The sequence below is a fragment of the Actinobacillus arthritidis genome, from assembly GCF_029774155.1.
GTDB classification, from domain to species: domain Bacteria; phylum Pseudomonadota; class Gammaproteobacteria; order Enterobacterales; family Pasteurellaceae; genus Actinobacillus; species Actinobacillus arthritidis.
The window spans coordinates 1,509,053-1,533,829 of record NZ_CP103833.1; the positions used below are offsets into that span (position 1 = coordinate 1,509,053).

General features: G+C 40.5%; 22 protein-coding genes and 1 pseudogene. 12 read left to right on the plus strand and 11 right to left on the minus strand.

The features are described from left to right. Positions 1–144: 144 nt before the first annotated feature. Positions 145–861 carry a two-component system response regulator ArcA gene (gene arcA / locus NYR89_RS07000; RefSeq protein ID WP_279445256.1) on the plus strand — a complete coding sequence of 239 codons (717 nt, stop codon included), beginning with the start codon at positions 145–147 and terminating at the stop codon, positions 859–861. A gap of 61 nt (positions 862–922) precedes the next feature. Further along, positions 923–1,441, plus strand: a complete 519-nt coding sequence (locus NYR89_RS07005) for a porin family protein (RefSeq protein ID WP_279445257.1) — start codon at positions 923–925, stop codon at positions 1,439–1,441. Positions 1,442–1,524: 83 nt separating this feature from the next. Here NYR89_RS07005 and NYR89_RS07010 read toward each other — a convergent pair whose 3' ends face one another. After that, the gene (locus NYR89_RS07010) at positions 1,525–2,061 is read right to left on the minus strand and encodes a KdsC family phosphatase (protein WP_279445258.1); all 537 of its coding nucleotides are present in this window, start codon (positions 2,059–2,061) and stop codon (positions 1,525–1,527) included. A 54-nt stretch (positions 2,062–2,115) separates the two neighbouring features. Here NYR89_RS07010 and NYR89_RS07015 point away from each other — a divergent pair, with 54 nt between their 5' ends. The 4 genes from NYR89_RS07015 (at position 2,116) to NYR89_RS07030 (ending at position 6,479) form a co-directional block, all read left to right on the plus strand. After that, positions 2,116–2,811, plus strand: coding sequence for a YggS family pyridoxal phosphate-dependent enzyme (locus NYR89_RS07015; protein ID WP_279445259.1), 696 nt, complete (start codon positions 2,116–2,118; stop codon positions 2,809–2,811). Between the two features lie 192 nt (positions 2,812–3,003). Further along, on the plus strand, positions 3,004–4,851 hold the full coding sequence (gene typA, locus NYR89_RS07020; RefSeq protein WP_279445260.1) for a translational GTPase TypA: 1,848 nt from the start codon (positions 3,004–3,006) through the stop codon (positions 4,849–4,851). 161 nt (positions 4,852–5,012) lie between these two features. Continuing rightward, positions 5,013–5,276, plus strand: a complete 264-nt coding sequence (locus tag NYR89_RS07025) for a GrxA family glutaredoxin (protein WP_005595677.1) — start codon at positions 5,013–5,015, stop codon at positions 5,274–5,276. Positions 5,277–5,621: 345 nt separating this feature from the next. Beyond that, positions 5,622–6,479 carry a phosphoribosylaminoimidazolesuccinocarboxamide synthase gene (locus NYR89_RS07030; RefSeq protein WP_279445261.1) on the plus strand — a complete coding sequence of 286 codons (858 nt, stop codon included), beginning with the start codon at positions 5,622–5,624 and terminating at the stop codon, positions 6,477–6,479. A gap of 91 nt (positions 6,480–6,570) precedes the next feature. Here the strand turns inward: NYR89_RS07030 and NYR89_RS07035 are convergent, their stop codons facing one another. The 5 genes and pseudogenes from NYR89_RS07035 to NYR89_RS07055 all read right to left on the minus strand — a co-directional run bounded on the left by NYR89_RS07035 (position 6,571) and on the right by NYR89_RS07055 (position 13,035). Beyond that, the gene (locus NYR89_RS07035; RefSeq protein ID WP_279445262.1) at positions 6,571–6,888 is read right to left on the minus strand and encodes a DUF2322 family protein; all 318 of its coding nucleotides are present in this window, start codon (positions 6,886–6,888) and stop codon (positions 6,571–6,573) included. A 66-nt stretch (positions 6,889–6,954) separates the two neighbouring features. Next, positions 6,955–8,979, minus strand: a complete 2,025-nt coding sequence (locus NYR89_RS07040) for a TonB-dependent siderophore receptor (RefSeq protein ID WP_279445263.1) — start codon at positions 8,977–8,979, stop codon at positions 6,955–6,957. A 46-nt stretch (positions 8,980–9,025) separates the two neighbouring features. After that, positions 9,026–10,978 (minus strand): Fe(3+)-hydroxamate ABC transporter permease FhuB, encoded by a 1,953-nt coding sequence (fhuB, locus tag NYR89_RS07045; protein WP_279445264.1) that lies wholly within the window; start codon positions 10,976–10,978, stop codon positions 9,026–9,028. Further along, positions 10,972–11,796: an iron-siderophore ABC transporter substrate-binding protein gene (locus NYR89_RS07050; protein WP_279445265.1), complete on the minus strand. Its 825-nt coding sequence runs from the start codon at positions 11,794–11,796 to the stop codon at positions 10,972–10,974. Before NYR89_RS07050 ends, fhuB begins: the two co-directional genes overlap by 7 nt. Positions 11,797–12,269: 473 nt before the next feature. Continuing rightward, positions 12,270–13,035, minus strand: a pseudogene (locus NYR89_RS07055) (ATP-binding cassette domain-containing protein). A 237-nt stretch (positions 13,036–13,272) separates the two neighbouring features. Between NYR89_RS07055 and NYR89_RS07060 the strand changes: the two are divergent. The 3 genes from NYR89_RS07060 (at position 13,273) to NYR89_RS07070 (ending at position 17,355) form a co-directional block, all read left to right on the plus strand. Continuing rightward, positions 13,273–13,836, plus strand: coding sequence for an acetate uptake transporter (locus NYR89_RS07060; protein ID WP_279445266.1), 564 nt, complete (start codon positions 13,273–13,275; stop codon positions 13,834–13,836). Between the two features lie 204 nt (positions 13,837–14,040). Next, on the plus strand, positions 14,041–15,522 hold the full coding sequence (locus NYR89_RS07065; protein WP_279445267.1) for an aldehyde dehydrogenase family protein: 1,482 nt from the start codon (positions 14,041–14,043) through the stop codon (positions 15,520–15,522). A gap of 195 nt (positions 15,523–15,717) precedes the next feature. Next, the gene (locus NYR89_RS07070) at positions 15,718–17,355 is read left to right on the plus strand and encodes an ABC transporter substrate-binding protein (protein WP_279445268.1); all 1,638 of its coding nucleotides are present in this window, start codon (positions 15,718–15,720) and stop codon (positions 17,353–17,355) included. Between the two features lie 71 nt (positions 17,356–17,426). Here the strand turns inward: NYR89_RS07070 and pdxH are convergent, their stop codons facing one another. From pdxH to NYR89_RS07090, 4 genes are all read right to left on the minus strand, one after another. Further along, a complete protein-coding gene (gene pdxH / locus NYR89_RS07075; protein WP_279445269.1) occupies positions 17,427–18,056 on the minus strand; it encodes a pyridoxamine 5'-phosphate oxidase in 630 nt (209 codons plus the stop codon). A 74-nt stretch (positions 18,057–18,130) separates the two neighbouring features. After that, a complete protein-coding gene (gene srmB / locus NYR89_RS07080) occupies positions 18,131–19,468 on the minus strand; it encodes an ATP-dependent RNA helicase SrmB (RefSeq protein WP_279445270.1) in 1,338 nt (445 codons plus the stop codon). A gap of 22 nt (positions 19,469–19,490) precedes the next feature. Next, complete coding sequence (gene rimI / locus NYR89_RS07085; protein WP_279445271.1) at positions 19,491–19,928, minus strand: ribosomal protein S18-alanine N-acetyltransferase; 438 nt, start codon at positions 19,926–19,928, stop codon at positions 19,491–19,493. Further along, complete coding sequence (locus NYR89_RS07090; RefSeq protein ID WP_279445272.1) at positions 19,921–20,343, minus strand: DNA polymerase III subunit psi; 423 nt, start codon at positions 20,341–20,343, stop codon at positions 19,921–19,923. The genes rimI and NYR89_RS07090 overlap by 8 nt, the downstream gene beginning before the upstream one ends. A 104-nt stretch (positions 20,344–20,447) precedes the next feature. On the opposite strand from NYR89_RS07090, the gene rsmC reads away from it, so the two are divergent. Further along, the gene (rsmC, locus tag NYR89_RS07095) at positions 20,448–21,440 is read left to right on the plus strand and encodes a 16S rRNA (guanine(1207)-N(2))-methyltransferase RsmC (RefSeq protein WP_279445273.1); all 993 of its coding nucleotides are present in this window, start codon (positions 20,448–20,450) and stop codon (positions 21,438–21,440) included. A gap of 47 nt (positions 21,441–21,487) precedes the next feature. Here rsmC and NYR89_RS07100 read toward each other — a convergent pair whose 3' ends face one another. Beyond that, complete coding sequence (locus tag NYR89_RS07100) at positions 21,488–22,165, minus strand: phosphoribosyltransferase family protein (RefSeq protein ID WP_279445274.1); 678 nt, start codon at positions 22,163–22,165, stop codon at positions 21,488–21,490. A 116-nt stretch (positions 22,166–22,281) separates the two neighbouring features. Between NYR89_RS07100 and NYR89_RS07105 the strand changes: the two genes are divergently transcribed. Together NYR89_RS07105 and NYR89_RS07110 are read left to right on the plus strand one after the other, a co-directional pair. Beyond that, on the plus strand, positions 22,282–23,091 hold the full coding sequence (locus NYR89_RS07105) for a Cof-type HAD-IIB family hydrolase (RefSeq protein WP_279445275.1): 810 nt from the start codon (positions 22,282–22,284) through the stop codon (positions 23,089–23,091). Between the two features lie 142 nt (positions 23,092–23,233). Further along, positions 23,234–24,664 (plus strand): porin family protein, encoded by a 1,431-nt coding sequence (locus tag NYR89_RS07110; protein WP_279445276.1) that lies wholly within the window; start codon positions 23,234–23,236, stop codon positions 24,662–24,664. The last annotated feature ends 113 nt before the right edge of the window (positions 24,665–24,777 follow it).

Consider the following 24,777-nt stretch of genomic DNA (forward strand, 5'->3'; position numbering starts at 1 on the left):
CAGGTTATTTGACTTAATATAACAAAACTTGAATTAACACTTTCTCGCGATAAAGAAGATAGGTAAAATTACCACAACTTTGCAACAATAATTCAACAGAATGCAATAACAGATTTTTAAAATTAATTAGAAGGCTTTAATATAATGCAAAACCCACAAATCTTGATTGTTGAAGATGAACTTGTTACCCGCAATACACTCAAAAGTATTTTTGAGGCAGAGGGCTATGAGGTTTTCGAAGCAACCGACGGCGTAGAAATGAATGAGGTTCTTGCCAAGCAAGAAATTCATTTAGTAATTATGGATATTAATCTACCCGGTAAAAATGGCTTAATGTTAGCACGTGAACTACGTGAAAATACGAAAGTGGCATTAATGTTCTTAACTGGTCGTGATAATGAAGTCGATAAAATTTTAGGCTTGGAGATCGGTGCAGACGACTATATTACCAAGCCGTTTAATCCTAGAGAACTCACTATTCGTGCGCGTAATCTCTTACACCGCACAATGAATGAAAAAGAAAAAGTAACAAAAGACAGTACGTTAGTTGAAAGTTATCGTTTTAACGGTTGGGAACTAGACGTAAATAGTCGTAGCTTAATTACACCGGAAGGTGTGATAAATAAATTACCTCGTAGTGAATTTAGAGCGTTGTTACATTTTTGTGAGAATCCGGGTAAAATCCAAACACGAGAAGATTTATTACTCAAAATGACTGGTCGTGAATTAAAACCTCATGATCGTACTGTGGATGTGACTATTCGTCGTATTCGTAAACACTTTGAAGATCACCCAAATACCCCAGAAATTATCGTGACAATTCATGGGGAAGGTTATCGTTTTTGTGGCGAATTAGAGTAAACATTTTACTTAATCTACCCCAAATGTCTTTGGACAATCTTTCTAAACAAGGTACATATTTATGAAAAATTTAACAGTTTTAGCACTAGCAGGATTATTTTCTGCTTCAGCATTTGCCGCACCGGTAGGTAATACATTTACCGGCATTGGTGTTGGTGTAGATTTAACTACTGCAAAATATAAAGTTAACGGTGTTAAAGGTAAACAATCAACTGGCCCTGCATTAGTGGTTGATTATGGTATGGACTACGGCAACAATTTAGTCGGCGTGGTACAAGGCAAAGTCAAAACCGGTAGCACTAAAGTATTTAGCGATGTAAAACAAAAAACGAAATATACCGTAGCTTATCAACAAGGTTACCGTGTAGGTTCAGACTTACTACCGTATGTTAAAGTTGATGTTGCACAAAGCAAAGTAGGTGACGCTAATTTCCGTGGTTACGGCTACGGTGCTGGTGCTAAATATGCTGTATCAAGCAATGTGGAAATCGGTGCTGAATATACACGTAGCAACTTGAAGAAAAGCGGTGATAAGTTAAAAGGTAACGAATTTACGGCAAACGTAGGTTACCGTTTCTAATTATTTCATCCCTTATAATAAGCGGTCGTTTCTTGCAAAAAATTTGCGAAAAACGACCGCTTATTTTTTTATTCATGCTTTATTTACTGAGCCATTTTTTCGGCGACAGTAAGAAAACCATCTGCGGTCGCATAGATTTCTTCAAAGCCCTGTGCTTGTAAAATGCGATCAGACACTTCACGAAAAGCTCCTTCACCGCCGGCTTTTTCTAATACCCAATTCGCTTTTGCTTTTACATAGTCGTGTGCATTACGAGTCGCAATCGCTAAACCACAAACCTCAAATGCCGGTAAATCTAACGTATCATCGCCGATAAAGGCGGTTTGCTCCGCAGTGACACCGGCTTCTTGCATCAATTCAAAACACGCGGAACGTTTTTCCATTTTGCCTAATTTAAATAGCGGTACTTTCAGTACTTCAATACGTTTACGCAACAATGCCGAATCGCCACCGGATAAAATCGCCACTTGAATCCCACAGGTTTGCGGCATTTTCATCCCTAAGCCGTCATGGACGTGAAAACGTTTCATCACTTCGCCTTCAGCGGTGTAATACATTCCACCGTCGGTAAGTACGCCATCCACATCGGTAATCACTAATTTAATCTGAGTTAAATCCATTATTCTGTTCCTCAATATGCTATGATTTATTCATTATAGTTTTTGGAGTTACAAATGTCGATTTCTCAAAATTTATCTCAGATCAATCAGCAAATTCAGCAAATCTCACAGCAATTTAATCGTACTAACGTACACCTATTAGCAGTTTCTAAAACCAAACCGGTTGAAGCAATTGAAGAAGCGATTACTGCCGGACAAACCGCTTTTGGCGAAAACTATGTGCAAGAAGGTGTAGAGAAAATTACTTATTTTGCTCAACAACCAAATTTAGAGTGGCATTTTATTGGACCGTTACAGTCGAATAAAACCCGTTTAGTAGCGGAAAATTTTGATTGGATTCAAACCGTTGACCGTCTAAAAATTGCGGAACGATTGAATGCACAGCGTCCGGCAAATAAAGCACCGCTCAATGTGCTGATTCAGATTAATATTAGTGATGAGGAATCTAAATCGGGCATCCAACCCAAAGAGTTAGATGCGTTGGCAAAAGCGATTAGCCAATTACCGAATTTACGTTTACGTGGTTTAATGGCGATTCCAAAGCCAGAAAGTGAGCCAGAACAGCAAAAAATCGCATTGCGTAAAATGCGACAACTTTTTGACCGCTTGCAAGCAGAGTTTGAAGGCATTGATACGCTTTCAATGGGAATGAGTGATGATATGCAAAGTGCAATTGAATGCGGCTCAACGATGGTGCGTATCGGCACAGCGATTTTTGGGGCGAGGGATTATTCGATTAAAAGCGCTTAATTTGCAAAAAATTTAGTAAATCAGACCGCTTAAATCATAGCCAATAAATAAAAAATTCTGTATAATCTCGCCCTTTCGTGAATTGTGATCTTGATCACACTAGATCACAATAAGCGGGGGCGATTCCCCCCTATAAAGATTTCCACGGTGCGTGTAAACGTACCCTATATTCAACTCAATAAAGACATTTCAATGCAAAATTTAGATATCAATAAATTGCGTAATATCGCAATTATCGCGCACGTTGACCACGGTAAAACAACACTTGTAGATAAACTTTTACAACAATCAGGCACATTAGGTGAAACACGTGGTGACGCAGACGAGCGTGTAATGGACTCAAATGTTCTTGAAAAAGAACGTGGTATTACCATCCTTGCAAAAAATACAGCAATTAACTGGAACGATTACCGTATCAATATCGTAGATACGCCGGGACACGCGGACTTCGGTGGTGAAGTAGAACGTGTTCTTTCAATGGTTGACTCTGTGTTATTAGTGGTAGATGCGTTTGACGGCCCAATGCCGCAAACACGTTTCGTAACACAAAAAGCGTTTGCGCACGGTTTAAAACCGATCGTAGTTATCAATAAAGTTGACCGTCCAGGCGCACGACCTGACTGGGTTGTGGATCAAGTATTCGATTTATTCGTAAACTTAGGTGCAACTGACGAGCAATTAGATTTCCCAATTATTTATGCATCGGCATTAATGGGTGTTGCAGGTTTAGAGCACGAAGATTTAGCGGAAGATATGACTCCGTTATTCCAAGCGATCGTTGATCACGTTGAACCGCCAAAAGTGGAATTAAACGCACCGTTCCAAATGCAAATCTCACAATTAGACTACAACAACTATGTGGGTGTAATCGGTATCGGCCGTATTAAACGCGGTTCAATCAAACCAAACCAAACGGTTACTGTGATCGATTCTGAAGGCAAAACCCGTAACGGTAAAGTGGGTCAAGTATTAGGTCACTTAGGTTTACAACGTTATGAAGCGACAGAAGCATTTGCCGGCGACATCATCGCAATTACCGGTTTAGGCGAATTAAATATTTCAGATACGATTTGTGATATTAACAACGTAGAAGCATTACCGGCGTTAACTGTTGATGAACCGACCGTAACGATGTTCTTCTGTGTAAATACTTCTCCATTCTGTGGTCAAGAAGGTAAGTTTGTTACATCACGTCAAATCCTTGAGCGTTTAAACAAAGAATTAGTACACAACGTAGCATTACGTGTAGAAGAAACACCAAACCCGGATGAGTTCCGTGTATCTGGCCGTGGTGAGTTACACTTATCGGTATTAATCGAAAATATGCGTCGTGAAGGTTACGAATTAGCAGTATCTCGCCCGAAAGTAATCTATAAAGAAGAAAACGGCAAAAAACAAGAGCCGTTTGAACAAGTAACGATTGATATCGAAGAACAACACCAAGGTGCGGTAATGGAAGCATTAGGTATCCGTAAAGGTGAAGTGAAGGATATGATTCCGGACGGTAAAGGTCGTACTCGTTTAGAATACGTGATTCCAAGCCGTGGTTTAATCGGTTTCCGTAACGAATTTATGACAATGACTTCTGGTACTGGTTTACTTTACTCAAGCTTCAGCCACTATGATGACGTAAAACCGGGTGAAATCGGTCAGCGTAAAAACGGTGTGTTAATTTCTAACGCAACCGGTAAAGCGCTGGCTTACGCCTTATTCGGTTTACAAGAACGTGGTAAATTAATGATTGATCACGGTGTGGACGTTTATGAAGGTCAAATTATCGGTATTCACAGCCGTGGTAACGACTTAACCGTAAACTGTTTACAAGGTAAGAAATTAACTAATATGCGTGCGTCAGGTAAAGATGATGCTATCGTGTTAACGACACCGGTGAAAATGACGTTAGAGCAGGCATTAGAATTTATCGATGATGATGAGTTAGTCGAAGTAACACCACAATCCATTCGTGTGCGTAAACGTTTATTAACCGAAAATGATCGTAAACGTGCAAGCCGTACGACAACAAGTACCAGCACAAAATAGTTTATTAATTTAACCTAATCAATGCCCGTTGTGCTTAGCTAGCAAGCGGGCGTTTTTTTAGGACTTTTTGCAAACAACTGATAGAATTTGACCGCTTACCCGTCTATTCAAGCTGGTATTTGCCAATGAATAATCCGTTTAGTTTTTATAAGGAATGAATTATGTTCGTAGAAATTTATGGTCGTATGACTTGCCCATACTGCACACGTGCGAAAGCATTAGCCGAAAAAATGAAAGGCGAATTAGCTGATTTCGATTTTAAATTTATTGATATGATCGCTGAAGGCATTTCAAAAGAAGATTTAGAACCACGTGTCGGTAAACCAGTTGCGACTGTGCCACAAATTTTCTTAGATAATGTTCACGTTGGTGGTTGTACTGATTTCCAAGCGTTAGTAAAAGAAAAATTCGGTATCGAGGTTTAATTTCTCAATCTCATAAACAAGGCGACAGATGTCGCCTTTCTTTTAGGCGATACGTAAACGGTTTGTGGTTGTCATTTTATCTGCCCTATGTTGTGTTTAACGTTGTGTTTAAATTTTAGATATAAAAAAACCTCCCGAAAGTCATCTTCCGAGAGGTCATGTATTTTGTTGCGATATATGCTTGCGATTTATACGTACTCAGAAGATTTGTATCTTCCGACCACGCATTCAAATGCCCGAAAGATATCGGTTGAATGATAGTAATGATATTTAGAATAAATTCGCAATCGTTTGCGTAAAAGAGTATAATTCACCTTAGTTTTTCTTCTACAGGAATTTTTCACTATGCAAATTAGCCTCAAAAAAATCTACTCTGGTAAAGTACGTGATCTTTATGAAATTGATGATAAACGTATGTTAATGGTAGCCACCGACCGTTTATCCGCATTTGATGTGATCTTAGATGATCCGATTCCTCGTAAAGGCGAGATCCTGACTCAAATTTCTAATTTCTGGTTCCAAAAATTAGCCCATATTATGCCGAATCATTTTACTGGCGATTCTGTTTTTGATGTATTACCGAAAGAAGAAGCGGAAGCAATTCAGCACCGTGCCGTAGTTTGTAAACGCTTAACACCGGTAAAAATCGAATCGATTGTGCGTGGTTATTTAACTGGTTCAGGTTTAAAAGACTATAAGCAAACCGGCACGATTTGTGGCTTAAAATTACCGGAAGGTTTAGTGGAAGCCAGCAAGTTGCCACAACCGATTTTCACTCCGTCAAGCAAAGCGGAAGTGGGCGATCACGATATCAATATTTCATACGAAGAATGCGAACGCCAAATCGGTGCGGAATTAGCCGCAAAAGTACGTGATGCGCCGATTGCACTTTATACTGAAGCGACGGAATATGCACTTACTAAAGGTATTATTATTTGTGATACCAAATTTGAATTCGGTTTAGATGAGAACGGCACACTGACTTTAATGGATGAAGTGCTAACCCCTGATTCAAGCCGTTTTTGGTCGGCAGAGGCTTATCAAGAAGGTACAAACCCACCGTCATTCGACAAGCAATTTGTGCGTGACTGGTTGGAAAACAGCGGCTGGAACAAACAAGCTCCGGCACCGAAAGTACCGGCGGACGTAATTGAAAAAACCGTGGCGAAATACCAAGAAGCGTTAGATTTATTAACCAAATAATTCTCGCTTTTCTCTAAAAGCAAGCGGTCGGATTCTGCAAATTTTTTGCAAATTCCGACCGCTTGTTGTTTTGCGAGTGACTTCACGCTAATTACTTAGCGACAGGCTCGAGCGTTAATGCTAAATCTTCGTTAATGACTTTGAATAATAAGTCGATATTCGGGTGTTTACCGGCATTTTGTTTTGCGTCTTCCACGTGTTCAGCAAACCATTCAATACCTTGTTGTGCCGCTGAAGCGGTTAATTTCCCGTCAAACTTTTCCGCTAAGGCATTGTACAGTTTAAGTGAACCCAATTTGCCTTCCACAGCCGGAATATGATGAATCACCTCCCCTTGTGCGTTACACACATTTAAACCGGTAAGATGATCAACCGCTGAGAAGGTTGCTAAATAGTCTTTAAATTGCATATTGTTTCCTTATGATTATGATAAAAAAGAGCTGAGATTATCAGCTCTTTTGATAGGTTTTGCAAATTAGAATTTGTAGGTTAAGTTCGCTGTAACTTTGCGTCCTTCTCCGTAATAACAATAGAAACTACAACTTGCTAAGTATTTCTTATTAAACAGATTATCCACATTAACTTGTGCCACCCAGTTTTTCGCAAATTCATATTTAGCCGATAAATCTGCAAGTGTGTAGTGACCTATTTTATAACCTTTATAGTATTGTTCATCAGTAGTTGAGCCTACATAGCGTATACCTGCACCAACAGTTAAACCATTTAGCACATTATCAGCAAAACGGTAATTTAATTTTGCCGCATAAGCATGTCGAGGAATCAGTGCCGAACGGATACTTTGCGAAACGGAGAGATCGGTTTTTGCTTTTGTATAGGTATAAGCGAATTGACCGGATAAGTTATCCGTAAATCCTAAATTTGCTTGAAGTTCTACGCCATGGCTTTTTTGTTTACCCGCTTGAACCGAAATATTGCTTGGATCTGCAATCAATGTATTCTTCTCCTCAAGATCAAACCATGCTAAAGAGAATGTGCCATTGATAAAACTTGGTAAATATTTAAAACCGACTTCGTACTGTTTGCCTTCAAATGGTTTATAAGCACGTCCATAGTCATCATTACCCGACACTGCTCGGAATGATTCCGAATAATTTGCGTAAGGTGCTAAACCATTATCAAATTGATACATTAAACCGGTTGAATAACTATTATGACTTACGTTGTAACCGGTGATTGCGCCATTTGATTCTGAATTTGCACGTACATCGTCATGGCGAGCAGACACATTCCATAACCAATTTTTATAACGTAATTGATTCTGTGCGTATAAACCTAGCTGAATAGTTTTGAGATTATAAGATTTCCCTATTGGGTTATAAGGTGTTTGTCCATAAATAGGGTTGAACATATTGATGGAATTAACCGTCTGACCGAACCCCTCATTGATCCCTTTGGTTTCTGAGTGTTGATAATCTACGCCAACTGTTGTTGTGTTATCAAATTCGCCTATGTTCCAATTCTTACTGATCCGATTATCAAATGTATGATTATTAGTATGACCGACTGTATAAGCATAGCCACGAGAAGCATTTGCGACTTGATCGGAACTCCATGCAAAAGTATTGTACTGATCAATATTCAGACGGCTAAAACGATAATTCTGAGTAAATTGCCAACCTTCTGGAAATTTATTCGTATACTCATACCCTAAAGAATATTGGCTACGATCCGTATAATCTTGGCTAGGCTCTCCCAAATTCACACCATGCGAAATTGTGCCGTTTGGAGTTGGAATTAATGACCCGTAAGCCGGTAAAAACGGATTAACCGGCACTCCGACATCTTTTTGTACACTCGCTAATAACGTTAATGTTGCCGTATTGGAAATATCCCAAGTTAGGCTAGGTGCAAAATAATAACTTTCTAACCATGTTCCATTTAACTGTCCATGGCGTTTATTATAATCTCCGACTACTCGATAACGTAGATTGTCCGCGAACTGGTTGCTCACATCAAAACTTACTCCACGCTCATCTTTATTACCGCCCGTCAGTTTTATTTCGCCTTTAGGTTCCTTGCTTGGTCGTTTACTGACTAAATTCACTAAACCGCCTGTTTCCACAGCACCATAAGTAAAAGAATCTGCACCTTTTACTACTTCAATACTTTCTAAACCGTAAGTATTTGGTAACCATACAAAGAAACCATTTTTCCCTAATGCGGTACCGTCTAACGTCATAGAAGCATCAAAACCACGAATCTTAAACCAATCCGTATCATTATCTCCACCATAAGGCTCTGTCACAATACCTGCTTCATAGCGTAAAGCCTGATCCACTTTTTGTGCATTTTCATCTGCAATTTGTGCATCATTAATCACATTAACCGATTTAGGTGTCATATATTCCACCTTACCTGCTTTAGAAACAGAGCCGACCACCGACACCTCATCCAATACTGCGGTTTCTTGTGCGATTGCCGGTGAGATGGCTAAGGTAACTGCCGAAGCGACTGTCGAATAGAAAAACGTTTTTTTCATTTTATTCACCCTAAAGTGTTGTTAAGAATTTTTTAAATTGTGAAGGCTAAACTCTTCTTAGCATTAATAAGAAATAGGTTCCGCCGACTAATGTGGCGACTAAGCCTGCCGGAATTTCATACGGAAACAATAACTGTCTGCCGAGCCAATCGGCAAGTGACATAATTAATCCGCCCAAACAGGCTGAAATCAAAATCTGTTGTGGGACTTTTTTTACCCCTAAAAAGCGCACCATTTGCGGCACCAGTAAACCGATAAAACTTAACGGCCCGATAACTAAGGTCGCTAGCGCAGTTAATAACGCACTAAATAAAATTAAACACCAGCGAACTTGTTTGAGATTTAAACCGAGTGATTGCGCCATCGGAGCTTGTAACGCCAATAAGGCGAGCCAGCGGCTAAAAATCAAACTGGCCAAAAGTAACGCAAAACTGACCGCTAGCAAGCCGATCGCCAATTCATTACTCACATTTTGAGTTGAACCGGATGTCCACGTAATCAGCTGATTAGCTCGAGGATCGCCGCTGGCAATCGCTAAACGTTGCAGAGTATCGAATAATGCCGATAGGCTGATACCGGTCAGCAACACTTTTTCCGGCAACATACCGTCGCGCTGATTGATTGCAGTTAATACCAATAATGCAACACAAGCACCAAGAATCCCCGCCAACCAAAACCATTCGGTTTGCTGTACACCAAACAGAAATAAAGCGACTAAAATGCCCATCGAAGTGCCGGAAGACACCCCCAATAGTTCAGGACTCGCCATCGGGTTTAACGTTAAACGCTGTAAAATCACACCGGCGACCGACAGTAAAATCCCGACCGCTATCGCCACCATTAAGCGAGGCAAACGTAATGCAATCAACTCACTTTGTTGCGTCCATTGCCAGCCGTTTATCCCTTTGCCGACAAATAACGCTAAGCAAATTGCCAAGGCTAAACCGCCCAGTATCAAAACAAGAACAAGCGGTCTAAATTGACGAATTTTTTGCGAATCCGCTTCTTGCAAACGTCCGGTATGCGGTAATGCACTAAACATCAGCCAAAGCAACAATGGCGTACCGAATAAAGCCACTACCGCACCAGTCGGTAAATGAATACCGCTAAAAAAGGCGAAGAGCTGTAACAGCAAATCCGTATTCGCCAATAATAACGCACCTAACCCAAAAGCGGAAAACAGCTGATAACTAAAACGGCGAATATGCAGTTGGCGAACAATAGTCGCTGAAGCTAAACCAATAAAACCCAACATACCCACTTTCGCCACTACAATCGCAATTAAAAATGCCGCAATCAATACGCCAATAACCCGCAATTTTGCGACCGGTACGCCTAAACTCTGTGCATTCGCATCATTTAACGTCAAAATGGTGAACGGACGAATCAATAAACTGATAAGCAAGACTGCAGGTATAGCTTGGGCGATGAGCAATAACGAATCCCGCCAACTTTCTTGTACTAAAGAACCTGCGCCCCATTGTGCCAAACCTCGAGATTCCTCCGGATAAAACAGCATCATTAACGCAGAAAACGAACCGAAATAGAGATTTACCACTAAGCCAGCAAGGATCAGCAATAAAGGCGACATTGTTTTTCGCATCGCCAAACTCAACACTAAAATCAAGCTGAGTGCCGCACCGATTAATGCCACCGCACTTGAACCGTATTCCAACCAATCCGGTAAAAAAATCGCCGTTAAAAATAAGGCGAATTGCGCACCGCTACTAATGCCTAGCGTATTATCCGATGCCAACGGATTCGCCATCACTTGCTGTAATAATAAGCTCGCTAAACCTAGCAAACCGCCGGCAAGCAATGCTATCACAATACGCGGTAAGCTATAACTTTGAATCAGCAATAATTCCAAGTTTTCACTTGGCAAAAAGAGCGAAACCAACCCGCTTCCATTTGGCAGTTGTAACATTAATACGGTCAGCAACAGTCCGAAAAATAGCACTGCTAATCCGCCGAATAAGAATTTGCTCGCTTTTACCATTGCTCGCCTCCGTGCGGCAATCCGTTAGCAAAAATTTCGGCAAAGCGTTGAGCAGAAGGAATACCGCCGAATGTCCACACCGCTGGTAAAATTAACGGATCTTTTGCCATCGTTAAATGTTGCCATAAAGTGTTGTAACGCAAGGCGGAACCGATGTTCGCCGGATACGGTTTTACCACCACTAAACGGCTATTCGGCGCAAGTTTGGCTAACTGAGTGACATCAATCGTCTCAAAGCCCCACGCATTTTGCGAACCGTTCCACGCATTGTGAAAGCCGAGTTGTGATAACACCGCACCAAACGGGCTGTTTGCGGCATAAATGCGTAAATGGCGTGTATCAATAAACTGTACCAAGGCAATCGGGCGCTCCAAATAAGGCTGAACAAGCGGTCGAATTTCACCCATTTTTTGCCAATAGTTGGTCATGAGTCGCTCAAATTCCGCCTGTTTATCGGCAATAAATGCTACTTTACGGCTGGCGCTCACAATATTTTGCCAAGCATCGCCTTCCGTATAAAAATCTACCAATGTCACAGTGGAAAACGGCTCGAGTGTTGCGGTGGCTTGGGCGTAAAAACTGCTATTAATAAAATGCAAATCGTGGTCACCCTGTTTTAAGGCAAGAATCTGTTCCGGATTCGGTTGCATTCGCACGCCGAGATCTAAGGTGTTATTCGGTAACGCCGGTTCACTGACCCACTGCTGATAGCTTTTTACATCACCGACCGCCACTGGCTTCTCGCCTAACGCGATTAATGTTTCGGCAACCGTCCAATCCAAGGTCGCAAAAGATTTTGCCTTCACCCCACAAGACATTGCAAAAAAAAGTGTAAAAACGACCGCTTGTAGCGTTTTAACCACGGAAAAACACGGAAGCTCACGGAAAATACGATAAATATTTCCTGTGTTTTTCTGTGTGTTCCGTGGTAAAAAGATAAAAAGCCTAAAAACGACCGCTTGTAGCGTTTTAACCACAGAATTACACGAAACCCCACGGAAAATACGATATATACTTTCCGTGTTTTTCTGTGTGTTCCGTGGTAAAAAGATAAAAAGCCTAAAAACGACCGCTTGTAGCATTTTACCCACAGAATTACACGGAAGCTCACGAAAAATACGATATATACTTTCCGTGTTTTTCTGTGTGTTCCGTGGTAAAAAGATAAAAAGCCTAAAAACGACCGCTTGTAGCGTTTTAACCACAGAATTACACGAACCCCCACGGAAAAGACGATATATACTTTCCGTGTTTTTCTGTGTGTTCCGTGGTAAAAAAATAAGTCGTTTCATCAATAAAAACTCACCGGTCGTTTGGTTTCAGGGTGTTCAATCACGTTCAAATCAATGCCGTAAATTTGTTTTAATTTCGGGCTGTTTACAATCTCAAACGCATCCCCCTGCGCTAATAATTTGCCACTATGCAACGCCACCAATTGATCGCAATAACGTGCTTGCCAAATTAATATCGTGAATCACAATAATCACACCTAAATTCAGCTCGTGTGCCAATTTTTTGACTAATTCCATTACTTCTACTTGATGAGCAATATCTAAGGCGGCAAGCGGTTCGTCCAACAGCAAAAATTTGCTTTGTTGCGCCAATAACATCGCCAGCCAAATGCGAGAACGCTCACCGCCGGAAAGCGTATCTACCAGTCGCTCGGCAAACTGTTCCGTGTGGGTTAACGCTAAGGCTCGTTCGATGGCTTCATGATCTTTTTGTTTATTAGAACCGAATAAACCGTTCCACGCATAACGCCCCATGGCGATAAGCTCTCTGGCGGTCAGATTGGTCGCTTGCGGGAGATATTGAGGAAGATAAGCGACTTGTTTGGCAAAATCTCGTGATGACCATTGGTTAAGTTCTTTCTGATTAAATAGAATTTTACCTGCCGATACTTGTTCTTGTTTTGCCAATAATTTAATTAAGGTGGATTTGCCTGAGCCATTATGTCCGATTAAACCGTACACTTTACCCTGCTCAAATCGTAAAGAAATCGGGTGGAGTAAGGTACGAGAAGGAATTGCAAAAGTCGCATTTTCAATTAAAAACACAATAGCTCCGAATAAAGAAAAATGATGCTATTCTAATTAAAAACTATTAGCATTTGAATTAGTTTCTCACATTAGCGTTGACTTTTTTCAAGATCTCATCAATTTCCAGCTATAAGCGGGTAAATTTATAAAATTTTTTACAATTTTAACGTCGACTTATAGCAAGTAATTCAAGTTATCTATATAATCCATCGCTTTTGAAATATACATATTTTTAATCACGACTCGAGGTCTTAAATGTCAAATCATAACTCTTTAACTGCGAATCCGGGCCCACTAGGTTTATGTGGTTTTGCATTAACAACTTGGTTACTTAGCTTAATCAACAACGGAACATTCGGTGGCGAAAACATAGGCTTAGTGCTTGCAATGGGCTTTGCTTTCGGTGGTACTGCACAAATGATCGCAGGTATGTTTGAATTTTCAAAAGGTAACACCTTTGGTTTCACTGCATTCACCAGCTACGGCGCTTTCTGGTGGTCATTCGCATTATTCAAAGTATTCTTCGCTGAAGGTGTAACTGCACCGTTCATCGGCTGGTACTTAGTGGCTTGGGGTACATTCACATTAATGATGTTTATCGGAACATTAGCAAAAGCGCGTGCATTACAAGCAATCTTCTTAGCATTAACCATTACCTTCTACTTATTAGCGGCAGGCGATTTCACCGGTGATCACTCTCTTACTCACATCGGTGGTAACTTCGGTTTATTAACAGCCTTATTAGCGTTCTACTTAGCGGCAGAAATCATCAATGAAAGTTTCGGTCGTACGGTATTACCAATCGGTGCGCCGAAATAAGCTAATTTCTGATTTCGTAAGGACGCTTTAGCGTCCTTATTTTTTTGCGTTCAATTATATACTCTCCTTTATTTTTGCGATCTTCTTCACATTTTTAACATTTAATTAACAATTTATTCATAAAAACATTGCCGGATTAAATTTAAGAGGCGTATTATGGTTGGCAACAGCTATTTATTTCCCCATAAATCTAGGAGTAATGAGATGAAAGATCTTAATGTTTTTGATAAAAATTACGGCTTATTAATCAATGGCGAATGGACTCAAGGTAGCAGTAACGATTTACTTCCTTCTTATAATCCAGCAAACGGCGAAGTGTTAGCGCATTTTGTCGATGCAACCGATGCGGATGTGGATGCGGCGGTAAAAGCGGCACAAGAAGCATTTAAATCTTGGCGTAAAACAACGGTAGCGGAACGTGCGGCGATTTTAAATAAAATTGCCGATGTGATTGACGAAAACAGCGAATTATTCGCTTTACAAGAAACCTTAGACAACGGTAAACCGATTCGTGAAACCAGAGCGGCGGATATTCCGTTAGTCGCCGACCATTTCCGCTATTTCGCCAGTGCGATTCGTGCCGGCGAAGGTAGCTTAAATCAAATCAATCAAGAAGAACTTTCACTTGTTCTGCGTGAGCCTATCGGCGTAGTCGGACAAATTATTCCGTGGAACTTCCCGTTCTTAATGGCGGCATGGAAAATCGCACCGGCATTGGCGGCAGGTTGTACCGTAGTAATCCACCCCTCCAGCACCACTTCGTTAAGCCTGTTATCTTTTGCACAAAAAATTAATCATTTACTGCCGAAAGGTGTATTAAATGTAATTACTGGTAAAGGCTCGAAATCGGGCGAATATATGCTTAAACACAAAGGCTTTAACAAATTGGCATTTACCGGTTCGACTGAAGTGGGACGTCATATTGCGATTTCTGCCGCAGAATTACTCATTCCGGCAACCTTAGAATTAGGCGGTAAATCGGCTAATATTTTCTTTGACGATATGCCGTTCGACAAAGCATTAGAGGGCGCACAAAAAGGTATTTTATTCAATCAAGGACAAGTCTGTTGTGCCGGTTCACGCATCTTTGTACAAGAAGGAATTTATGACAAATTTGTGGCAGCATTAGCCGAAGAATTTAAGAAAGTCAAAGTCGGTTTACCGTGGGAAGATGACACTCAAATGGGTGCACAAGTCAATGCAGGGCGACTCAACACTATCTTAAAATATGTCAAAATCGGTGAAGAAGAAGGATGTCGCATTATTACCGGCGGTAAAAAAGTCTTAGCTGATAACCTTGTCAATGGCGAATTTGTCGAACCGACTTTAATTGAATCGAAAGATAATAACAGCCGAATTGCTCAAGAAGAAATCTTCGGACCGGTGGCAACCGTGATTAAATTTAAAACCGAAGAAGACGTTATCCGTATGGCGAACGATTCGGAATACGGCTTAGGCGGCGGTGTTTGGACTAAAGACATTAATCGTGCATTACGTGTTGCACAAGCGATCGAAACCGGTCGTGTTTGGGTCAATTGCTACAATATTCTGCCGGCGGGCGCACCATTCGGCGGTTATAAATCTTCTGGTATCGGGCGTGAAACCCACCAAATGATGTTAGATGCTTATACCCAAGTGAAAAATATCTACATCAGTACCCGTGAAGAACGTGAAGGTATGTACTAATTTTTCATTATAATCTCCAAAATCAGCGGTCTAATTTCCCAGCTTTTTTGCAAAATTTAGCGGAAATTAGACCGCTTTTATATCATTTTAGTATAAAAAAATGCCTTTTGTTCTTTACTCCATAGCTCAGAAAAGGTAATCTCTCGCCACTTTTTATTTTACGATTTATTTAAAATCCTACTTGGAGAAGCACTTATGAAATTAGCGACTTTAACTAAAGTAAGTGCAGGTGTATTAGTAGCACTTGCCTTAACCGCTTGTGACGATAAAAATACCGATGCTAAAACTGTAGCGAAACCGGTTGCTGAAAAAACTTTTGTGAACTGTGTTAGCCGTTCACCACAACATTTAAGTCCGGCATTAGCAATGGACGGGATTTCTTACAATGCGAGTTCTCAGCAAGTTTATAACCGTTTAGTTGAATTTAAACGTGGTTCGACAGAGATTGAACCAGCATTAGCCGAATCTTGGGATATTTCAGAAGACGGTTTAACTTACACTTTCCATTTACGTAAAGGGGTAAAATTCCACTCAAACAAAGAATTTACTCCAAGCCGTGATTTTAATGCGGATGACGTAGTCTTTTCATTTAACCGTCAGTTAGACCCGAATCATCCTTACCATACGGTATCAAAAGCGACTTATCCGTACTTTAAAGCGATGAAATTCCCAACTTTATTAAAATCGGTAGAGAAAGTGGATGATCATACGGTGAAATTTACCTTAACCAAACGTGATGCGACCTTCGTTTCAAGTTTAGGGATGGACTTCACTTCGATCTATTCTGCCGAATATGCAGATGCGATGTTAAAAGCCGGTAAACCGGAAACTATCGATACGACACCGATTGGTACTGGTCCATTTGCCTTTACCGGTTACGTATTAGATCAGGCAAGCCGTTATGTGGCACATAAAGATTATTGGAAAGGTAAAGCTGATTTTGACCGCTTAATTTTTGAAATTGTGCCGGATGCAACCGCTCGTTATGCAAAATTACAAGCAGGTCAGTGCGACTTAATTGACTTCCCGAATGCGACTGATATTGAAAAGATGAAAACCGATCCGAAAGTACAATTACTTTCACAACCGGGTTTAAATATCGCTTATGTGGCATTTAATACCGAAAAAGCACCGTTTGATAATGTCAAAGTACGCCAAGCGTTAAATCTTGCGGTAGATAAAAAAGCGATTATTGATGTGGTTTACCAAGGTGCCGGTATTGCGGCGAAAAATCCATTGCCGCCAACTATTTGGGGCTACAACGACAGCTTACCAGAATCAGAATTTAATATTGAAAAAGCGAAACAACTTTTAGCAGAAGCTGGCTATCCGAATGGTTTTGAAACTGAACTTTGGGTACAACCAGTAGTGCGTGCTTCAAATCCGAACCCACGCCGTATGTCTGAAATCATTCAGGCAGACTGGGCGAAAATCGGGGTAAAAGCAAAATTAGTCACTTACGAATGGGGCGATTATATTAAACGTACTAAAGCAGGTGAATTAACTGCCGGTACCTATGGCTGGTCGGGTGATAACGGTGATCCAGATAACTTCTTATCACCATTATTCGGTTCAGCAAACGTTGGCAACAGTAACTATGCTCGTTTTAATAGCCCTGAGTTGGATGCGTTATTAGATAAAGCCCTCGGCTTATCGGATAAAGCGGAACGTACAAGACTCTACGAACAGGCACAAGTATTGTTAAGAGAACAAGCACCGTGGATTAACGTGGCACACTCGATTAACTTTGCACCGACTAGTAAACGTGTACAAGACTACAAACAAAGTCCGTTCGGTTACACTTATCTGTACGGTACAAAACTTGCTGACTAAAAGTCTTTAGACTAATTCAGGCAAATCAACAAAAATGGTGGGAAATCCCACCATTTTTTATTTCCGTTATCTTATGGTGATAGCCTTTCTTTATGCCACTTTCCTTCAACAAGGCGATAATAAATCCTGTCATGCAAACGGCTTGGCCTGCCCTGCCAAAATTCAATACGTTCTGGTAACACAATATAACCGCCCCAATGAGGTGGGCGAGGTACGTGTAACGGGTGTTTCGCCGCAATCAATGCCGCCTTTGCCACCAACTCGCTTTTACTGGCTAACACTTGACTCTGATTACTTGCCCAAGCTCCGACTTGGCTGGTATAAGGACGGCTGGCAAAATAGCGATCCGATTCCTCAGCTGAAATTTTCTCAATCTGTCCTTCAATCCGTACCGAACGTTCTAACTCCGCCCAAAAAAAGGTTAATGCCGCATAAGGATTTTGCTCAATCGCTTGCCCCTTACGGCTTTGATAATTGGTAAAAAACACAAAGCCGTTTGGATTCACCTCTTTTAATAACACAATACGGCTGGTCGGTTTGCCGTCAAGAACGGTGGCAACGTTCATCGCTGTCGGCTCATTCGCTTTAGCGGTAATCGCTTCCTGTAACCATTGTTCGAATTGTTGAATCGGATCCGCATGGCAATGCGCTTGGGACAATTCTTGTTTACTATAATCTTCTCGAATGTTGTGTAGATCCATGTTTTTCCTCTACAAACTAGAAAACAAAAGCGGTCAAATTTCCGCAAAATTTTGCAAAAATTCAACCGCTTGTATTACGCAGATTTTGCCGCTTCTGAAGCCGGTTTACGACGTTTACCAATATTTTTGGTGTCTTTATGACGCACTTTTACTTTGGCTTTTGCCGCTTCTTTCTTCGCTTCTTTACGTTTTTTAATACGTGCTTTTTCTTTTTTGGTCGTAGTATTCAACTCACCGTCTTTCGGCGCTTTGGTACGAGGTTCTAAACCTTCAATCACCCTCGCTTTTAACAACTCTTCGGTATAGCGTTTGATTTTGCCTAACAGTTTGTAATCATGCGCTTCAACCAACGAAATCGCCGATCCTTTTTTACCGGCACGAGCGGTACGACCGATACGGTGCAAATAGGTATCTGCACTATACGGTAAGTCGAAGTTAATCACATAATCGACATCATCAATATCAATACCACGAGCGGCAACATCCGTCGCTACCAATACATTCACTACACCGTCTTTCAAACGGGCGATCGCTTGGTTACGCTGAGTTTGTGCCATATCGCCTTCTAAATAAGTCGAACGTAAGCCACGTTTACGTAACGTATCGCTTAACTCACGCACATCTTCACGACGGCGAACGAATACAATCGCTTTTTCCATTTCCATCGTAGAAATTAAACGAGCAAGCAATTTGGTTTTGTGTTCTAAGTTATCCGCATGGTAATACCATTGTTGGATTTTTTTACGCTCACGGCGACTTGGTTCCGCATCAATTTTTAACGGGTTATCCAAAATACGGTCAGTAAAATCCACCAACAATTCGCCTTCTAGCGTTGCCGAGAATAACCACGTGTGTTTACGCCAACGGGTTTCCGCCGCAATTTTTTCCGCATCTTGACCAAAGCCCATTTGTAACATACGGTCTGCTTCATCAAAGATCAAAATCTCTACCGCACGGCAGTCAAAATTTTCTTCTTTGATATATTGCATTAAACGTCCCGGTGTCGCGACCACAATATCTTGGTTGCTGTTAAACACTTCGCCGTGGTTTTGATACGCCACACCGCCGGTAATCGTCGCAATACTAAGCTTGGTAAATTCGGCAAAAGCTTGCGCTTCTTCCGCTACTTGCATCGCAAGTTCACGAGTCGGCGTTAAAATTAAAATACGAGGTGCGCCCGGTTTACGGCGTGGGTAATCCAATAAATGTTGAATTGCCGGCAATAAAAATGCGGCAGTTTTGCCGGTGCCGGTTGGTGCCGAACCAAGCAAATCACGTCCGTCAAGCGCGTGTGGAATGGTTTCCGCTTGTACGGCGGTCGGGCGTTTGTAACCTTTTTTATTGAGTGCTTTTAACAGTTGAGGAGCTAAATCTAATTCCTCAAAGGTCATGAATGGGGTTTCAGTGGTCATTATGTTTAATGTTCCTAATCATTTATAAATACAGTGCCATCACAACGGCATTTTCTCTTGCGCCACTCGGTGTCGGATAATAATTTTTACGAATAGTGACTTCATTAAAACCGAGTGCGTCATATAATTTTTGTGCGGCGAGATTGGATTCTCGCACTTCTAGCCAAAGCGTTAAGATACCTTGTTCACGCAGTCTTTCAATTAAGGCAGATAATAAACGTTTGCCGTAACCTTTTGCTTGAAAACTCGGATCAACAGCGATATTAAATAAAGTGGCTTCGTCCAATACGGTTTGGCAAATGGCAAAAGCCACAATTTGATCTTGTTCGGTCAGCTTAAGATTTAAGTATTTGTCACCTTGATTATTTAGCAAAGTACCTTTGCTCCAAGGTACAAGATGAGCGGCTTGTTCAATTTCAAACAAGCGGTCAAAATCCGATTCATTCACTACTTCAATCATGATTATCCTCAAAATGCTGACAAAATGCCGCCATTTGTCGCCAAAGTTGGCGTTTAGTTGCGACATTAGTTAAATCTTGCCACGAGCTATGTTGCCAAGCGGTCTGATTTGCAAATTTTTTTGCAATTTCAACCGCTTGTGATTCTGCTTGGATTAACCAAAAAATAGGCTGATGTTCAAAAGCTAAACGCTGGGCTTGTTCCGCATCCAACCATTGATATTGGTTTGGTCGCAACTGCAAGGTGCGTAAAATATCCGAAAACAGACCGCTAGTTTGATGATTCTCTTCACATACCACAACCAGTTTCACCGCTTTATCCAAGCGAATTTGCGCATCGCCCTTTAATACTTGCGGTTTTGTTAGCACCCATTGAGGAATATTCATCTCATTTAATAGCAAATCTCGCCGATTCATCTCATACCTCGCAAAAACAAGTAGGGAATAGTACCAAAAGTCGGTAAAATGCGGAAATGTTTTTATGATTAAGCCCTGTAATATAGGGAAACAAAAGGATAGTTATGCTCTCTCTTGAAAGTGAAGTGTTAAACCGTCATTTGCCTTTATTTGCCAATAAATCCATTTTATTTTTTGGTGATATTCGAGATCGCTTTGTCGATCAAATAAAAGCGAATGCGAAAAGTGTAGACATTTTTAGCAGTTATTTCGATTATGCACGCCAATATGCCGATGTGAACTTCGGCTTAGATTGTGAAATTAAAGCAGAATTAGCCGTCTTTTACTGGACTAAAAACAAACAGGAATGCCAATATCAATTACTGCAATGGCTTTCACAAGCCGCTGTGGGGCAGGAAATGTTGATTATCGGTGAAAACCGTGCCGGTGTGCGTTCGGTAGAAAAGCTACTTGAATCTTACGGCAGTATCGCCAAAATTGATTCCGCTCGTCGGCGCGGTTTATATCATTTTGAGCTCAAAAATGTACCACAATTTAACCGCAAAGCCTTTTGGAAATCTTACCAGTTATCGGATCTCACTATTTTTGCTTTACCTGCCGTATTTAGTTCGGCAGAATTAGACGGTGGCACGCAATTATTGCTTTCGAGTTTTAATAAAGCAGACCGCTTAAAAGGTAAAGTGTTGGATCTTGGCTGTGGTGCCGGTGTGATTGGGGCAAGTCTTAAACAACAATTCGAAAAAATCAAATTAACCATGTCCGATATTCATGCGATGGCGCTCGAATCATCTCGTCGTACACTTGCGGAAAATGCACTGGAAGGAGCAATTGTGGCAAGCGATGTTTTTTCAAATATCGAAGAACGTTTTGATTTGATTGTATCTAATCCGCCGTTTCACGATGGCATTGATACCGCTTATCGAGCAGTGGAAGATTTAATCGCCCAAGCGAAACAACATTTAAATCGCGGTGGTGAACTGCGTATTGTCGCGAATGCTTTCTTACCTTATCCAAATTTACTGGATCAGGCTTTCGGCTCGCATAAAATGATTGCAAAATCAAATAAATTTAAGGTGTATTCGGCAATCGCAAGATAGCTCCCCTTTAAAAAGACGGCAAAATCCTGACCTGCCGTCTTGTTCTTTTAAGTTTTGGCTAGTGTCCAAACCTGAATTTCTTGAACTCCCTTTTTCAATAATTCCGCACAAATCGTATTAAGCGTTGAACCGGTGGTGACAACATCATCAATAATCGCAACTCGCCGATAATGTTTAATCGGCTGATAAGAAAATGCTCCCTTTAAATTATGACGGCGTTCTAGTGCAGACAATTCTCGTTGTGCTTGAGTTGATTTGGTACGAATTAAGCTCCGGGTATCCAATGGTAATCTCAACCAATTAGCCAAATAATTTGCAATCAACTCACTTTGATTAAAGCCTCTTTGCCAATAACGTTGCCAATGTAGCGGAACAGGCATAAGTACCTCAGGTAACATTAATTGATGTTCGCGGCGAGCATTTTTAACCGCCAGTAAAAGTAAACGGGCAAGTGGACGATCCAGCCAATATTTTCCTTGAAACTTAAAGTGATGGATCCATTCTGCCAACGGTGCTTTATAACGTGAAACCAATACCATTCGTTGCCATTTAGGTTCATTACGCAAACATTCGCCACAATATAAATGCGACTCAGCCAATAATGCTCCGCAACAACCGCAATATGGGGCTTGTTCCAACCGACGATAACAACGGCTACAAATGCCTTGTGTTGCGATCCGTAACACCCGTTCACATTCAATACAACGAAAACAGCAAATATTCATTCTTTCCTCCAGATATATAACCCTTTGTATCAAATTTCTGTTGGAAAAATGCGAGAATTTTTGCGATACGGATCGGAAAAACGTACAATTCCATGTTAAAAATAGGGAGAGAAACTATGAATAAACCACAGCAACCAATTAAGATCGTCTTTTTTGATATTGATGAAACCCTTTATATCAAACAAAAAGCATTAATTCCTGAATCGATTAAAAAAGAAGTGTTACCTCGTTTAAAAGAAAAAGGCATTATGACGGCGATTGCAACCGGGAGAAATTTCGGTAGTTTACCAAAAGCCTTAAAACCTCTCATTGATAATCACTACTTTGAATTATTCGTCACCATTAACGGACAATATAATTTCTATCAAGATCAACTTATTAGTGAATATGCACTAACTGCTTCGCAAATTGCAAGATGTATCGAAAAACTAACCGCTCTCGGCATTGTTTATGCTTTTGTGACTAAAGATGAGATCGCCGTTTCACAAGATAATGATATTGTACGTGAAGCACTTAATCCGATTAAGCCCGATTATATTGTTGATCCCAAATATTACTTACATCACACCGCCGTACAATTATTAGCTTTCTATCCCGAATCGCAAGATCAAGAAGTCATTGATAGCGGTATTTTCAGTGATGAATTAAAAGTCTGTCGTTGGCATCCAATGGGTGTTGATATTCTTAGAAAAGAAAATTCAAAAGCACGTGGTATAGAAGATGTAATTAAACACTTCGGTTTAAATATTGAAAATACAATGGCGTTCGGTGACGGCTTTAATGATATGGAAATGTTTGATACGGTTGGTTTTAGTGTCGCAATGGGTAATGCGGAAAACGAACTGAAAGAGCGAGCAGATTATGTTACCAAGCCTATTGAAGAAGACGGTATTCTTCACGCTTTAGAACAACTTGATATTATTTAATTTTGCTTAAGCTATCGTGTTCGATAGCTTTTTTATATTTTGTTAATAATCATTCTCATATATAATAGTACATAGCCTTTACATTATTTACCATTAGAGAGTATATGAAATTTAAATTAGTCTTTACACTTTTATCTATTAGTTGCGCCTTCCATCACTTGCTGAAATTGAAAATGTTTCACAAAAAATTTCCGAACGCTTAGATGATCTACGTGCACAAACTGAAGTCACTACTCCACGCCATATCAATAAGACGATTGAACAACCGAAAATTGCGGCACCTCAAAGAGAAAGTAAACAAATATCAATGACAAAAGAGGCATTAATCCAACGGCCAGACTTACTTTCTAATGCACTAAATTTAGCATTATTACAAGGCAATACGGATACAGTCGAATTTCTCTTCCCGCTATATCAAAAAATGCCGAAACGTTATCAAGATAGTGGTTTTATTAAATGGTCAGAGGCCATTTTAGCTCGTCATTACGGCGATTATACAAAAACTATTCAACATTATCGTGAAATCCTAGCAACCTATCCGGAGGCAACCGCCGCTCGCTTACAGCTGGCTATTGCCCTATTTGAAAATAATCAATACGAGGCTTCCGAAGACCAATTCCAAAAAGTTCGTTCCGATAATATTCCAAATGAAATAAAAGCATTAACCGATAAATATCTTTCTGCGATGAGTTATAGAGATCGTTGGAATTTTTCCGGCGGTATCACTTATCTCAACGACCCGAATATCAATAATGCACCAAAAGGTGGTACACGTTACGGCAACTGGACAGCACCAAAATCGGAATCAGCTCAAGGATTCGGATTTAATTTTAATATTGGTAAAAAATGGTCGTGGGGAAACGGCTTCTATAATGAATTACGCCTAGATACAAATGGAAAATATTACTGGAACAACAAAAAATATAATGAAGTGAGTACCCGAGGTAATTTTGGTTTAGGTTATCAAACCGCTCGTTTAAATATCGCATTATTACCTTTTATGGAACAGACGTGGTATGCAGGCGGTTCAAAAAGTAGTGAATCGATCAAACGTTTCTCTAAATCAGGCGGTACAATGCTTGAAACTACCTATTGGATTTCGCCTCAATGGCAATGGAATAATGCCTATGAATATGCCGAAATGCGTTATATGGATCGCTTACATTTAAACGGCAATTATCACTTTATCTCGAGCGGATTAACTTACCTTACCAATGCTAATCAATATTGGTTTACAAACCTAAACTATAACCGTACTTCAACACGAGATAAAGACGATAGTTATATACGCCGGGGGCTAAATTTAGGATGGGGGCAAGAATGGAATTTAGGAGTTTCAACTCGCTTATCACTCAGCTATGCACAAAAAAATTATAAAGCACCTATGCCTATTTTCAGCATTACCCAACGCAATAAAGAATATGGTGTTACCGCAAGTATTTGGCATCGTGCTATCCATTATTGGGGAATTACACCACGTTTAACTTATAGCTTTACTAAAGTAAAAAGTAACCATACTTTTTACAGCTATGACAAACATCGAGTCTTTATTGAGTTTAGTAAACGTTTCTAATTTAATAACACATTATGTGCTAAAAAAGACCGCTTGTAGGCTATACAAGCGGTCTTTTTTATTTGAAAAGATACGTTGAAATTATAAACTTAAGTAAATAACCAACATCAAAC